This window comes from Duganella sp. CF402 (genome assembly GCF_900109645.1).
Classification (GTDB): domain Bacteria; phylum Pseudomonadota; class Gammaproteobacteria; order Burkholderiales; family Burkholderiaceae_D; genus Rugamonas.
Window position 1 is genome coordinate 3,597,793 of record NZ_FOBG01000001.1, and the last position, 13,536, is coordinate 3,611,328.

13 protein-coding genes are annotated in these 13,536 nt (G+C 64.5%); 7 read left to right on the forward strand and 6 right to left on the reverse strand.

The window, feature by feature from the left end; all coding sequences use genetic code 11:
* Positions 1-2 precede the first annotated feature (2 nt).
* Positions 3-1,046 carry a GDP-mannose 4,6-dehydratase gene (gene gmd, locus BMZ70_RS16140; protein WP_092276332.1) on the reverse strand — a complete coding sequence of 348 codons (1,044 nt, stop codon included), beginning with the start codon at positions 1,044-1,046 and terminating at the stop codon, positions 3-5.
* A 162-nt stretch (positions 1,047-1,208) separates the two neighbouring features.
* A complete protein-coding gene (locus BMZ70_RS16145; protein ID WP_092276334.1) occupies positions 1,209-3,521 on the reverse strand; it encodes an NADP-dependent malic enzyme in 2,313 nt (770 codons plus the stop codon).
* 317 nt (positions 3,522-3,838) lie between these two features.
* Between BMZ70_RS16145 and BMZ70_RS16150 the strand changes: the two genes are divergently transcribed.
* On the forward strand, positions 3,839-4,237 hold the full coding sequence (locus tag BMZ70_RS16150) for a hypothetical protein (RefSeq protein ID WP_092276337.1): 399 nt from the start codon (positions 3,839-3,841) through the stop codon (positions 4,235-4,237).
* Between the two features lie 3 nt (positions 4,238-4,240).
* Positions 4,241-5,209: a thiamine-phosphate kinase gene (thiL, locus tag BMZ70_RS16155; protein ID WP_092276340.1), complete on the forward strand. Its 969-nt coding sequence runs from the start codon at positions 4,241-4,243 to the stop codon at positions 5,207-5,209.
* On the opposite strand, the gene BMZ70_RS16160 is transcribed toward thiL, so the two are convergent.
* The gene (locus BMZ70_RS16160; RefSeq protein WP_092276342.1) at positions 5,194-7,809 is read right to left on the reverse strand and encodes an EAL domain-containing protein; all 2,616 of its coding nucleotides are present in this window, start codon (positions 7,807-7,809) and stop codon (positions 5,194-5,196) included. The genes thiL and BMZ70_RS16160 overlap by 16 nt on opposite strands.
* A gap of 160 nt (positions 7,810-7,969) precedes the next feature.
* Between BMZ70_RS16160 and BMZ70_RS16165 the strand changes: the two genes are divergently transcribed.
* The 5 genes from BMZ70_RS16165 (at position 7,970) to BMZ70_RS16185 (ending at position 11,148) form a co-directional block, all read left to right on the forward strand.
* Complete coding sequence (locus tag BMZ70_RS16165; protein ID WP_092276345.1) at positions 7,970-8,458, forward strand: CinA family protein; 489 nt, start codon at positions 7,970-7,972, stop codon at positions 8,456-8,458.
* A 70-nt stretch (positions 8,459-8,528) separates the two neighbouring features.
* On the forward strand, positions 8,529-9,269 hold the full coding sequence (locus BMZ70_RS16170) for a P-loop NTPase family protein (protein ID WP_092276348.1): 741 nt from the start codon (positions 8,529-8,531) through the stop codon (positions 9,267-9,269).
* Positions 9,270-9,275: 6 nt separating this feature from the next.
* Positions 9,276-9,767 (forward strand): hypothetical protein, encoded by a 492-nt coding sequence (locus BMZ70_RS16175; protein ID WP_092276351.1) that lies wholly within the window; start codon positions 9,276-9,278, stop codon positions 9,765-9,767.
* Positions 9,768-9,832: 65 nt separating this feature from the next.
* Positions 9,833-10,159 (forward strand): ArsR/SmtB family transcription factor, encoded by a 327-nt coding sequence (locus BMZ70_RS16180; RefSeq protein WP_092276354.1) that lies wholly within the window; start codon positions 9,833-9,835, stop codon positions 10,157-10,159.
* The gene (locus BMZ70_RS16185; RefSeq protein WP_092276357.1) at positions 10,156-11,148 is read left to right on the forward strand and encodes a cation diffusion facilitator family transporter; all 993 of its coding nucleotides are present in this window, start codon (positions 10,156-10,158) and stop codon (positions 11,146-11,148) included. The genes BMZ70_RS16180 and BMZ70_RS16185 overlap by 4 nt, the downstream gene beginning before the upstream one ends.
* On the opposite strand, the gene cysK is transcribed toward BMZ70_RS16185, so the two are convergent.
* Genes cysK through tcdA form a run of 3 tightly spaced genes read right to left on the reverse strand, consistent with a single transcriptional unit; the run spans position 11,145 to position 13,510 of the window.
* Positions 11,145-12,077: a cysteine synthase A gene (gene cysK / locus BMZ70_RS16190; RefSeq protein ID WP_092276360.1), complete on the reverse strand. Its 933-nt coding sequence runs from the start codon at positions 12,075-12,077 to the stop codon at positions 11,145-11,147. The two genes, BMZ70_RS16185 and cysK, sit on opposite strands and share 4 nt — an antisense overlap.
* 42 nt (positions 12,078-12,119) lie before the next feature.
* Entirely contained in the window at positions 12,120-12,623 is a 504-nt protein-coding gene (locus BMZ70_RS16195) for an FKBP-type peptidyl-prolyl cis-trans isomerase (protein WP_229205427.1), read from the reverse strand.
* A 47-nt stretch (positions 12,624-12,670) separates the two neighbouring features.
* Positions 12,671-13,510 (reverse strand): tRNA cyclic N6-threonylcarbamoyladenosine(37) synthase TcdA, encoded by an 840-nt coding sequence (gene tcdA, locus BMZ70_RS16200; protein WP_092276366.1) that lies wholly within the window; start codon positions 13,508-13,510, stop codon positions 12,671-12,673.
* Between the last annotated feature and the right edge of the window lie 26 nt (positions 13,511-13,536).

Genomic DNA, 13,536 nt, shown 5'->3' on the forward strand with positions numbered 1-13,536 from the left:
CCTTAGAAAGAGAAGCCGGCTTTATTGCGGCGCAGGTCGGCTTCCACCATCATCTGGCACAGTTGTTCCAGCGTGGTCGACGGCTTCCAGCCCAGTTCCCTGGTGGCCTTGGCCGGATCGCCGATCAGCAATTCCACTTCCGCCGGGCGGTAGTATTTCGGATTCACGCGCACCAGCACCTTGCCGGTTTTCTTGCAGGTGCCGATTTCGTGGTCGGCCGCACCGCTCCACTCCAGCGCCACGTCAACCGCCTTGAAGGCCATCGCAACGAAGTCGCGCACGGTTTCGGTACGGTTGGTGGCCAGTACGTAAGTGTCCGGATGATCGGCCTGCAGGATGCGCCACATGCCTTCGACGTATTCCTTGGCGTAGCCCCAGTCGCGCTTGGCGTCGAGGTTGCCCAGTTCCAGCACGTCCAGCTGGCCGAGATGGATCTTGGCCACCGAATCGGTGATCTTGCGGGTGACGAACTCGCGGCCGCGCAGCGGCGACTCGTGATTGAACAGGATGCCCGAGCAGCCGAAGATGCCATAGGACTCGCGGTAGTTGACCGTCATCCAGTGCGCATACAGCTTGGCCACGCCGTACGGGCTGCGTGGGTAGAACGGGGTGTCTTCCTTCTGCGGCACGGCTTGCACCTTGCCGAACATTTCCGAGGTCGACGCCTGGTAGAAACGGATATTCGGATTCACGATGCGGATCGCTTCCAGCAGGTTCACCGGGCCGACGCCGGTGATCTCGGCGGTGGTCACCGGCTGCTCGAACGACACACCGACAAAACTCTGCGCGGCCAGGTTGTACACCTCGTCCGGCTGGGCGTTTTGCAGCAGGCGGATGCTGGAACCGAGATCGGTCAGGTCGTACTCGACCAGGTGCAGCTTCGGATGCGACTGGATGCCCAGTTCCTCGATGCGCCAGAAGTTGACCGAGCTGGTGCGGCGGTAGGTACCGGTGACTTCATAGCCCTTTTCCAGCAGCAGTTGTGCCAGATAGGCGCCATCCTGGCCGGTGATGCCGGTAACCAGCGCTTTTTTTATTTTCTGCATGGTGAATTGCAAATATCTTAGTAACCCAACATTGTAACAGAGCGCCAGAAGCCAATTTCTAACGAAAACCCGCGTTTTACATCACTTACACATTGTTACAGGGGAAATAAAAAAGCCGGTTACCGCCCCAAGACGATAACCGGCCCTGTTAAACCAGTTGAATTAGCGCTGAGCCACTGCATCCACCACGCACAGCGCGGTCATGTTGACGATGCGGCGCACGGTGGCCGACGGCGTCAGGATGTGCACCGGCTTGGCGCAACCGAGCAGGATGGGGCCGACCGCGATACCGTTGCCGGCCGCCGTCTTCACCAGGTTGTAAGCGATGTTGGCCGATTCGATGTTCGGCATCACCAGCAGGTTGGCGTCGCCGGTCAGGGTCGAGCCTGGCATGATCTGGTTGCGCAGCTTCGAGTCCAGCGCGGTGTCGCCGTGCATCTCGCCGTCCACTTCCAGCGACGGATCGCGCTGCTTGACCAGTTCCAGCGCCGCGCGCATTTTCTGCGCCGAAGCGTTGTTGGACGAGCCGAAGTTGGAGTGCGACAGCAGCGCGGCGCGCGGCGACAGGCCGAAGCGGCGCATCTCGTCGGCGGCCATGCAGGTGATCGCGGCCAGTTCGTTGGCGTCCGGGTTTTCGTTGACGTGGGTGTCGACCATCACCAGCTGGCGCTGCGGCAGCACCAGCACGTTCATGGCGGCGTACACGCAAGCGCCTTCGCGGCGGCCCAGCACCTGGTCGATGTAGTGCAGGTGCAGCTGGGTGGTGCCGAAGGTGCCGCAGATCATGCCGTCGGCGTCGCCCTTCTTGATCATCATGGCGCCGATCAGCGTGTGGCGGCGGCGCATTTCCAGCTTGGCGTACTCTTGCGTGACGCCCTTGCGCGCGGTCAGCTCGTAGTAATCCTGCCAGTAGTCGCGGTAGCGCTCGTCGTGGTCCGGGTTGATGACGTCGAAGTCGACGCCCTGCTTCAGGCGCAGGCCGAACTTGTTGATGCGCGCTTCCAGCACGGCCGGACGGCCGACCAGGATAGGCCGCGCCAGTTTTTCATCGCACACCACTTGCACCGCGCGCAGCACGCGCTCTTCTTCGCCCTCGGCGTAGACGATGCGCTTGACGTCCAGCGGCGCTTTCTTGGCGACCTGGAACAGCGGCTTCATGAAAGTGCCCGAGCGGTAGACGAACTGCTGCAGGCTTTCTTCGTAGGCTTGCAGGTCCTTGATCGGACGGGTGGCAACGCCGGAATCCTCGGCCGCCTTGGCCACGGCCGGGGCGATCTTGGTCAGCAGGCGCGGATCGAACGGCATCGGGATCAGGTAGTCCGGGCCGAACGACAGGTTGGTGAAGCCGTAGGTGGTGGCGACGATGTCCGACTGCTCGGCGTGCGCCAGCTCGGCGATCGCGTGCACCACGGCGATTTCCATTTCGCGGGTGATGGTGGTGGCGCCGCAATCGAGCGCGCCACGGAAGATGTACGGGAAGCACAGCACGTTGTTGACCTGGTTCGGATAGTCCGAGCGGCCGGTGCACATGATGGCGTCGCCGCGCACGGCTTTCACGTCTTCCGGCAGGATTTCCGGATTCGGGTTGGCCAGCGCCAGGATGATCGGGTTAGGCGCCATCGCCTTGACCATGTCCTGCTTCAGCACGCCGCCGGCGGACACGCCGAGGAAGATGTCGGCGTCCGGGATCACTTCGGCCAGGGTGCGGGCGTCGGTTTCGCGGGCGAAGCGTTCCTTGTCCGGATCCATCAGCTCGGTACGGCCCTTGTAGACCACGCCGGCCAGGTCGGTCACGTAGATGTTCTCCAGCGGGAAGCCGAGGTCGACGATCAGGTCCAGGCAGGCCAGCGCAGCAGCGCCAGCGCCCGAGACCACCAGCTTGCATTGCTTGATGTCCTTGCCGACCAGCGAGATGCCGTTCAGGATGGCCGCGCCAACGATGATGGCGGTGCCGTGCTGGTCATCGTGGAAGACCGGAATCTTCATGCGCTCGCGCAGCTTGCGCTCGATGGTGAAGCATTCCGGCGCCTTGATGTCTTCCAGGTTGACGCCGCCAAAGGTCGGCTCCAGCGAGGCGATGATGTCAACCAGCTTGTCCGGATCCGATTCATTGATCTCGATGTCGAACACATCGATGCCGGCGAATTTCTTGAACAGCACGCCCTTGCCTTCCATTACAGGCTTGGCGGCCAGCGGGCCGATATTGCCCAGGCCCAGCACGGCGGTGCCGTTGGTGATGACGGCCACCAGGTTGCCGCGCGCCGTGTATTTATAGGCGTTGGCCGGGTCGATGACGATTTCTTCGCAAGGCGCTGCCACGCCCGGGGAGTAAGCCAGCGCCAGGTCGCGCTGGTTGGTCAGTTGCTTGGTCGGGGTAACGCTGATTTTGCCTGGGGTCGGAAACTCGTGGTATTCCAGCGCCGAAGCGCGTAATTGTTGACGAATTGCTTCTTTTTTCTCAGGTGACGAATCCATGCTTTACAGCCTTCCCATATTTTTGCGATCGAAGGCCTATGATTTTATCAGACCAATTCTTTCAATTAAGTAGGTATTTTCACCAACTGACTTTACCTTTATCGGCATTTTTTATGCACTTGCCGGGCGTTAGCCGAATTTTTGCCTCAATGGACGAGGGATAGACGCAACATAATCAATTTTCCGAACTAATTACCTTTCGCTATCGATTGATGAAATTTGATTGAAATTGTTGATATTTCACGATGCGAAGCGTCCCCGTGCCGAATTCGACTAAGCTGATGCTATTCGCTAGTCTATGAAAATGAGGAGGTGGCATGTCTTCGTTGATCGTTTCCAAGCGTTTGCCCGAGCCGGCCGGCGCCTCGCCGCAGGGCGCGGCCTGGCAACAGCTGCTGCGCTGGCAGGAAGACCAGCAGCCACTGGGCTTCGTCTACAGCCGCTCGCAGGGCGGGCTGATCCATACCGGCCAGGGCAAGCTGGACCAGCTGACGCTGGACGCCGCCACCGTCGAGGCCGGCGCCAGCAAGCTGTACATCGTGCTGGCCGGTGCCACCTACGAAGCCGGGCCGCAGCTGTTCTTCACGCCGAATCTGCTGAGCCGCTTCCACGTCAACGGCGTGGCGGTGCGGCTGGCCAACCATGACTGGCTGTTCCTGTCCGATGAAAGCCTGTCGCCGCTGGGCGTGGAGGAGCTGATCAAGCGGCTACAATAGCGCATGCTCTCCGAATTCGACCTCATCAAGGAATACTTCCAGCGCCCTCACCACGCCGTGCGCGCCACGCTCGGCATCGGCGACGATTGCGCGCTGATCACGCCCACGCCCGGCCTGCAAACCGCCATCTCGTCCGACATGCTGGTCGAAGGCCGCCATTTCTTCGCCGGCGAAGACCCGCAGCGGCTCGGCCACAAGGCGCTGGCGGTCAACCTGTCCGACCTGGCGGCAATGGGCGCGCGCCCGGTCGGCTTCACGCTGGCGCTGGCGCTGCCGGAAGCCAGCCGCGACTGGCTGCACGGCTTTTCGCAGGGCTTGTTCGCGCTGGCCGACGCCTTTAACATCGAACTGATCGGCGGCGACACCACCAAGGGCCCGCTGAATATCTGCATCACCGTGTTTGGCGAACTGCGTCCGGGCCAGGCCCTGCGCCGCAGCGCGGCCAAGCCCGGCGACGACATCTGGATTTCCGGCACGCTGGGCGACGCCCGCCTGGCGCTGGCCGGCTACCGCAAGGAGCACCCGCTGGACGAGGCCGCGCTGCGCGCCGCCGCCGTGCGCATGCACACGCCGGTGCCGCGCGTGGAACTGGGCGTGCTGCTGGCCGAGCAAGGCATCGCCCGTGCGGCGGTCGATATCTCGGATGGACTGATTGGCGACCTCGGCCACATTCTCAAGCTGTCGCACGTGGGCGCCACGCTGGACGTGGACGCGCTGCCGGCCGGCGACGTGCTGGCCACCAGGGAAACCGGCCTGCGCCGCGCCTACACGGCGGCGGGCGGCGACGATTACGAGCTGTGCTTCACCGCACCGGCCTCATCGCGCGCAGCCATCCTTGCGGCGGCGGGCAGCGTGGCCACGCCGGTCACGCGCGTCGGCCGCATCGAGGCGGAAGGCGGCCTGCGGCTGGTGGATGCCGGCGGCGCCGCACTCGACCTCAAGCTCGCCAGCTTCGATCACTTCACTTCCTGAACCGCCGGCTGCAGGGCAGTCGCATCCTCCGGCTGCCCGGCCAGCTTGCCGCTGCCGTGCATCAGCCAATAGTGGTGGAACGCCAGCCGGATATTGTCGCGCAGCTGGGTGTCGTCCCACGGCTTGGTGTAGAAGCGGTAGATGGCGCCGCGATTGATCGAATCGAGCACGGACTCCAGCCCGGTGTAGCCGGACAGGATGATGCGGATGGTCTCCGGGTACATTTCCTTGACCTTGCTGAGGAACTCGGTGCCGCTCATCACCGGCAGGCGCTGGTCGCACACCACCACCTGCACTGAATGCAGGGCCAGCAATTCAAACGCCTCGATGGGCGTGGCGGCGCTCAGGATCTGGTAGCCGTCGCGGCGGAACAGGCGGTGCAGCGAGGCCAGCACATTCACATCGTCATCAACGATCAGCAGCGTCTGCGCCGGCTGGCTGGCCGCGCCCGGCGCCGGCGGCAGGCTGCGCGCCGAGCGCACCAGCTGGCTCAGCTCCTCCGGCGGCAGCGGACGGCTGAAGAAGTAGCCCTGGATTTCATCGCAGCGGCTGCGGCGCAGGTATTCGAGCTGGGCGCGCGTCTCCACCCCTTCCGCGATCACCTGCAGCTTGAGGCTGTGCGCCATGCTGATGATGGCCAGCGCGATGGCCGCATCGTTGGGATTGGTGGTGATCTCGCGCACGAAGGCGATGTCGATTTTCAGCTTGTCGATCGGGAAGCGCTGCAGGTAGGCCAGCGAGGAATAGCCGGTGCCGAAGTCGTCGATGGCGACCTTGATGCCAAGGGCCTTCAGGTTTTGCAGCACGGTGATGGTGCGTTCGGCGTTCGACATCAGCGCGGTTTCGGTCAGTTCCAGTTCCAGCAATTCGGGCGGCACCTGGTGGCGGCGCAGCGCGTCGCGCACCGTCAGTTCGAGGTCGCCTTCCACGAACTGGCGGCTGGCGACATTGACCGCCACCCGCACCGGGCCGGTACCGTCGGCCAGCCAGGCGGCGATCTGGCGGCAGGCGGCATCGACGATCCAGTTGCCGACCCCGGCCACCAGCCCCGTATCTTCCAGCACCGGCACGAACTCGGCCGGATACACCAGCCCGAAGCCGGGCCGCTGCCAGCGCAGCAGCGATTCGACCCCGGCCACCATGCCGGTGTGCAGGTTGACCTTGGGCTGGTAATGCAGGCGCAGCTCGTCGTTCTCGAAGGCGCGGCGCAGCGCCAGCTCCATGTCGAGGCGCGCCAGCACTTGCACATTCATGCCGGCGGTGAAGAAACGGTAGTTGTCGCGCCCGGCCTGCTTGGCGCGCGACATGGCGGTGTCGGCGTACTTGACTACGGTTTCCGGATCGGTGGCGTCGTCCGGATACAGGGCGATGCCGATGCTGGCGCTGAGCACGGCCAGCTGGCCGTCCAGCTCGAACGGCTGGCGCAGCGCGTCGCGCACCTCGTTGGCGGCGTTGACGGCGTCCTGCTGGTCGCGGTTCATGGTCAGGATCAGCGCGAACTCGTCGCCGCCGAGACGGCCGGCAGTGTCGCGGATGCGCACGCACTGCACCAGCCGGTTGCTGAACTGGCGCAGCAATTCGTCACCGCACGCCCTGCCGAGCGAGTCATTGATGCCCTTGAAACGGTCCAGCCCGATAAACAGCACGGCGACACGCCAGGACTTGTCCTGCGCCAGCGCGATGGTGTCGGCCAGCGCCTTGAAGAACAGCGTGCGGTTGGGCAGGCCGGTCAGGCTGTCATAGTGGGCCATGCGCTGCAGCAGCTCTTCGGACTGGCGGCGCTCGCTGATGTCGCGCGCCACCCCCAGCAGCACCGAGGGCTGGCCGGGCCGCTGCAGCAACTGCCAGTACAGCTCGACCGGCACGGTGATCAGGTCGCTGCGCATCAGTTCCAGCTCGGCCAGCTCCGGCGTCCGGGCCTGGCCGAGCGCCACTGCGTAGGCCGCCAGCCGCTCGGCCTGCTGGCGCAAGGCGTCCGGCGCACCGAGGCCGAGCCGGCTGGCGGTCTGGCCCAGCATTTCGCCGCGCGGATAGGCCAGCATGCGGCAGGCGCCGTCGTTGACGTCGACCAGTTCGGCGCTGTCGGTATCGAGCAGGAAGATGGCGTCGGCGGTGGCGTCCATCGCGCTGCGGAAGCGCTGCAGCTCGGCGGTGCGCTCGCGGACCGTCTGCTCGAGACGGGCGTTGTAGCCGCGCTCGCGGTTGTGCAACAGGCGCATCTCCAGCATGTTGCGGATGCGCGTCAAGGTCTCGACCGGATCGAAAGGCTTGCTGATGAAATCGCGCGCGCCGCACTCGAAGGCGCGCAGCTTGTGGTCGGGCTGGGCGGTGACCACCAGCACCGGCAGCCAGCTGTCCGGCTCCAGCGGCTTGAGCGCTTCCATCACCTCGAAGCCGTTCATGCCGGGCATTTGCAGGTCGAGGATGATCAGGTCGTAGGGCTGCTGCGCATGGCGGGCGGCTACCACGCGCGGGTCGGTGGTGGCGTCGACTGCCTTGTAGCCGGTGGAGGTCAGCAGGTATTCAAGCAACTCGACATTGACCGGCTGATCGTCGACGATCAGGATGCGGGCGTGATGGATGTCGGTCTGGCTGATCATTGCGCCTCCGAGGGAATCGAGCTCATCAGTTACTCTACCAGCCTGCACCAACAGTGGCGCACGGTTGCCACTATAACAAATTTCCGTGCGCCACTGGCATCGATATCGAAGGGCGTGGTAGAGTGGCATCAAGCCCCCAGGAACTAGCGAAGGAGTAGCCATGAGCAACAGCGACACCATCCTCGATCTCGCCGCGCAAGTCGGCAAAGCACTGCAGGACAAGGGCTTGATCCTGGCCACCGCCGAATCGTGCACGGGCGGCGGCGTGGCCCAGGCCATTACTGAAATCGCCGGCTCGACCGGCTGGTTCGACTGCGGCTTCATCACCTATTCCAACGCCTCCAAGACCGAAATGCTGGACGTGTCGGCCGCGCTGATCGCGCAGATGGGCAGCGTGTCGGAAGAAGTGGCGGCGGCGATGGCGTCCGGCGCGCTCGGCTCCAGCAACGCCCACATCGCGGTGTCCACCACCGGCATCGCCGGCCCCACCGGCGCGGTGCCGGGCAAGCCGGTCGGCACCGTGTGCTTTGGCTGGGCCAACAGCGACACCGTGCACACCGAGCGGCTGGTGTTCAGCGGCGACCGCCGCGCGGTGCGCGAGCAAACCGTGATCCACGCCTTGCAAGGGCTGCTGCGTTTCATAAATTAAGCCAGCAGGTTGCCTTCGCGCGGCAAAACAATTACTCTCGACGCATTCAAAAGCGTTTCGGGAGTAGTAGATGCAAAACACGGTACATTTTATTCTCCAGGGTAAAGGCGGCATCGGCAAGACCTTGGTCTCGACCATCCTTGCGCAGTGGATCGCCAGCAAGGACGTGGCCGAAGGCCAGCAGCCGCTGCGCTGCTACGACACCGACCAGGAGAATGCGACCTTCTCGCGCTACAAGGCGATGAACGTCAAGCATGTGCCGGTGATGACCGACAGCCGCACCATCGACAACAAGCGCTTCGACGCGCTGATGATCGACCTGCTGGAAGAAGACGGCAACTGCGTGATCGACAACGGCGCCAACACCTTCTCGCCGCTGATGGGCTACCTGATCGAGAACGACTGCTTCGCGCTGCTGCAGGAATCGGGCCGCAAGGTCTACATCCACACCATCGTCGGCGGCGGCGACACCCTGCACGATACCGCGATGGGGTTTGTGTCCACCGCCAAGGCCACCTCGGTGCCGCTGGTGCTGTGGGAAAACGAACACTTCGGCCTGCTGCAATCGGCGACCGGCAAGCAATTCATCGAATCGCAGACCTATGCCGACAACGCATCGCGCGTGGTGGGCCGGGTGGTGCTGTCGGCGCGCAACGCCGACACCTTCGGCGCCGACATCAAGAAAATGAACACCGCGCGCCTGACGGCGGCCGAGGTGCGCGAGAGCGACAAATTCAACGTGATGGAAAAGCAGCGCATCAAGGTCGTGTTCCGCGACCTGTTCGAGCAACTCGACAACGTGCAGTGGTAAGCCGACATGGACCAGCAAAAGCTGCGCAGCCTGGTATTTGAAAAGACCGGCGTCAAGATCGACGTGGACGACCCGGTGTTCGCGCTGGTGGCGCTGAACGAAGCGGTGCTGGAGGAAGCGGTGGAGCGCCACGTCGCGCGCATCGACGCCGCCTCGGAAAACCTGCTGCACGTGGCGCAGCAGCAAGGCCACGGGCATGGTCACGCCGCCGCCGAGCACCCGCCCGGCTACGTGCCGACGCCTTCGGCCGGCATGGTGCGGCCCATCGCCACGCAGTCATCCTCGATCACGCCACGCGAACTGCGCCTGCTGGCGATGGCGGCCGGCATCGCCATCCTGAGCGCCCTGCTGGTGCTGGGCGGCCAGGCCGCCTTCCACAAATCCGGCCTGAGCGCCGAGCAAGCGCAGGCGCTGCAAAAAGCCGAGCGCATCGAACGCGCCCTGCAACAACTCGATCCCAAACTCCGCGCCCAGCTGCCCGCCGAATTGCAAAAATAAGCGGCCCGCGCGTCGGGCCGGCAGTTTGTGCTAACATATGAACACCTATTCACTTGTTAGCATTCATGAGCTGCCAACACGATTATTCCCATTGCGATCCGCAAATCGCCCAGCTGGCCGATCTGTTCCACCTGCTCGGCGACCCTACCCGGCTGCGCATTGTGCTGGCCTGCATGCCGGCGCCGATTGCCGTCAGCGAGATCGCCGCTACACTGGAATTGAGCGGCTCGCTGGTGAGCCACCACCTGCGCCTGCTGCGCGCGGCCCGCATCGTCAAGTCCGAGCGCCAGGGCAAACAAGTTTTCTATTCCGCCGCCGATGCCCATATCAGCGGCGTACTCAACGATATGCTCGAGCATATCGCCGAACCTTCCACCGGGACCGACGCATGAGCAAGCACCACGATCATCACCACCATGACCACGATCATCACGATCACGGACATGGCCACCATCACGGCCACGATCATGCGCACGGCCATCACCATCATCACGGCGACCCGAACACGATGGGCCGCGCGTTTGCCATCGCCATCGTGCTCAACACGGCCTTCGTCGGCATCGAGTTCTTCTACGGCTTCCTGGCCAATTCCACCGCGCTGATGGCCGACGCCGGCCACAACCTGTCCGACGTGCTGGGCCTGATGCTGGCCTGGGGCGCCGCCATCCTCGCCAGGCGCGCACCGAACAAGCAGTACACCTACGGCCTGCGCAGCACCTCGATGCTGGCCGCGCTGTTCAACGCCATGCTGCTGATGGCGGCCTGCGGCGGCATCGCCTGGGAAGCCGTGCAGCAGCTGCTGCATCCGGATCCGGTGGCCGGCCTGACGGTGTCGGTGGTGGCCGGGGTCGGCATCCTGGTCAACGGCTTCTCGGCCTGGCTGTTCATGGCCGGCAGCAAGGACGACATCAATATCCGCGGCGCCTACCTGCACATGGCGGCCGACGCCGCCATCTCGCTGGGCGTGCTGGTGGCCGGCGTGATCGTGCGCTACACGGCGTGGAACTGGCTCGATCCGCTGGTCAGCATGATCATCGTGGCCTTCATCGTGACCAGCACCTGGTCGCTGCTCAAGCAGTCGCTGCGCATGATGCTGGCCGCCGTGCCGGACAATGTGGACCGCGCCGGAATCGAACAATTCCTGCGCCAGCAGCCGGGCGTGAGCGAGGTGTGCGACCTGCACATCTGGGCCATGAGCACCACCGAGAACGCGCTGACGGCGCAACTGGTCACGCCGTCCGGCTACCCGGGCGACGCCGCCATCGACGCCATCAGCAAGGAACTGCGCGAGGAGTTTTCCATCCAGCACAGCACCCTGCAGACCCGCCTCGGCGCCAGCGCGCAGGAATGCTGTTTAAAGCCGGAAGTGCACGCCCATTAATCGGCCAGATTGGCGTACAGGGCGGTACTCAGGTAGCGCTCGCCAAATGACGGGATCACCGTGACGATGATCTTGTTGGCACTCTCCGGCCGCTGCGCCACTTGCAGCGCGGCCCACAGCGCGGCGCCGGAGGAAATCCCCACCAGCAGTCCTTCCTCGCGCGCCGCCCGGCGCGCGGTCTCAAACGCATCCGCGTTCGACACGCAGACGATTTCGTCGTAGATGTGGGTGTTCAGCACGCCCGGCACGAAGCCGGCGCCGATGCCCTGGATCGGGTGCGGCCCCTTGGTGCCTTTGGACAGGATCGGCGAGGCTTCCGGCTCCACCGCCACGCAGCGGAAGTCCGGCTTGCGCGCCTTGATCACTTCGCCCACGCCGGTGATGGTGCCGCCGGTGCCGATGCCGGCCACCAGGATGTCGACCCGGCCCTCGGTGTCGTGCCAGATTTCCTCGGCCGTGGTGCGGCGGTGCACCTCCGGATTGGCGGGATTGTTGAACTGCTGCGGCATCAGGTAGCGCGGGTCGGACGCGACCAGTTCGTCGGCGCGGCGGATCGCCCCCATCATGCCTTCGCTGCCGGGCGTCAGTATCAGCTCGGCGCCATAGGCGCGCAGCAGCATGCGCCGTTCGCGGCTCATGGTGTCCGGCATCACCAGCGTGCAGCGATAGCCGCGCGCCGCGCACACCATCGCCAGCGCGATGCCGGTGTTGCCGCTGGTCGGTTCGAGGATGATGGTGTCGGGACGGATCTGGCCGGCCGCTTCAGCCGCTTCGATCATGGACAGGCCGATGCGGTCTTTCACGCTGTGGGCCGGATTGCAGTATTCGAGCTTGGCAAGGATTTGGGCGGTGCTGCCCTGGTTCAACCGGTTCAGCCGCACCAGCGGGGTGTGGCCGATCAGCTGCGTCACATCGTTGGCAATCTTCATGGAGAACCTCCGGGATGGGGACGGAGGTTCCAGTCTACGCCTTTATTTGACGTCCACCAGCTCTACGTCGAAGATCAGGGCGGAATTCGGCGGGATGTTGCTGCCCGGACTCGGGCGCGAACCGTAGGCCAGCTCCGACGGGATGATCAGGGTGCGCTTGCCGCCCACTTTCATGCCCTTGATGCCCTGGTCCCAGCCCTTGATCACGCGGCCGGCGCCCAGCACGAAGTCGAGCGGCTCGCCGCGCGGAATCGAGGTGTCGAACAGCTTGCCGTGCATATTCTTGGCCAGCGGGCGGTACAGCCAGCCCGAGTAGTGCATGAACACGGTGGCGCCGACGGTGGCTTCCTTGCCGGTACCGATCACGGTGTCGGTGATGATCAGCTGTTCGGCGGCCGGGCCCGGCGTGGCCGAGCCGACCACCACCGGCGCGGCCGGAACAGCAGGAGCCGCCGGAGCAGCTTCAGGCTGGGCTTGCTGCGCCTGCTGGGCCTGGGCGAGCGCAGCCGCCATCAACATTGCAACGAAAACGGAACGACGCTTCATGTGGTCTCTTTCGATGAGTTCTTCGGACAGCTCGGAATGATAGCAAACTAGACGGCGTCCGGGGACGCTGTCGGCAGTGCGCCATCGGCCAGCTTGCGCAGCGCGTGGCCGGCGCACACCATGCCGAAGGTGGCGGTGACCACCATCGCCGAGCCGAAGCCGGCGCAGTTCAGGCCGGTGACGCCACCGCTGCGGTCGTCGCCATCGACCGCGCACACCTCGCCGGTTTCCGGGAACTTCAGCGGTTCGGTCGAGAACACGGCGTCGATGTGGAACTTGGTCTTCTCGCCGCGCGGGAAGCCGTACTGGGCGCGCATGATCTTGCGCACCTTTTTCAGCAGCGGCTCCTGCTCGGTCCTGGCCAGGTCGCGCACCGAGATTTGCGCGGCGTCGGTCTTGCCGCCGGCGCTGCCGATGGTGATCACCGGCATGTCGTGGCGGCGGGCCCAGGCCAGCATGGCGGCCTTGGCCTTGACCGAATCGGTGGCGTCGATCAGGTAATCGTAGCGGCCGGCGCCCATCATCTGCTCCAGGTTGTCCGGATCGACAAAGTCCTCGATCTGGTTGACCTGACAGGACGGATTGATCTGGGCGATGCGCTCGGCCAGCGCACTGATCTTGGCCATGCCGACGGTGCTGCTCAGGGCCTGGATCTGGCGGTTGATGTTCGACTCGGCCACGTTGTCGAGGTCGATCAGCGTGAGCTGGCCGATGGCGCTGCGCGCCAGCGCCTCGACGATCCACGAACCGACGCCGCCGACGCCCACCACGCAAATGTGGGCGCTGCGGAAACGCGCCAGCGCATGGGCGCCATACAGGCGGGCGATGCCGCCGAAACGCCGCTCGAAGTCGACGTCATCAAACTGGGGAGAAGTATTGCTGTTCATGTCGCCATTTTAACGGACGTCGGCAA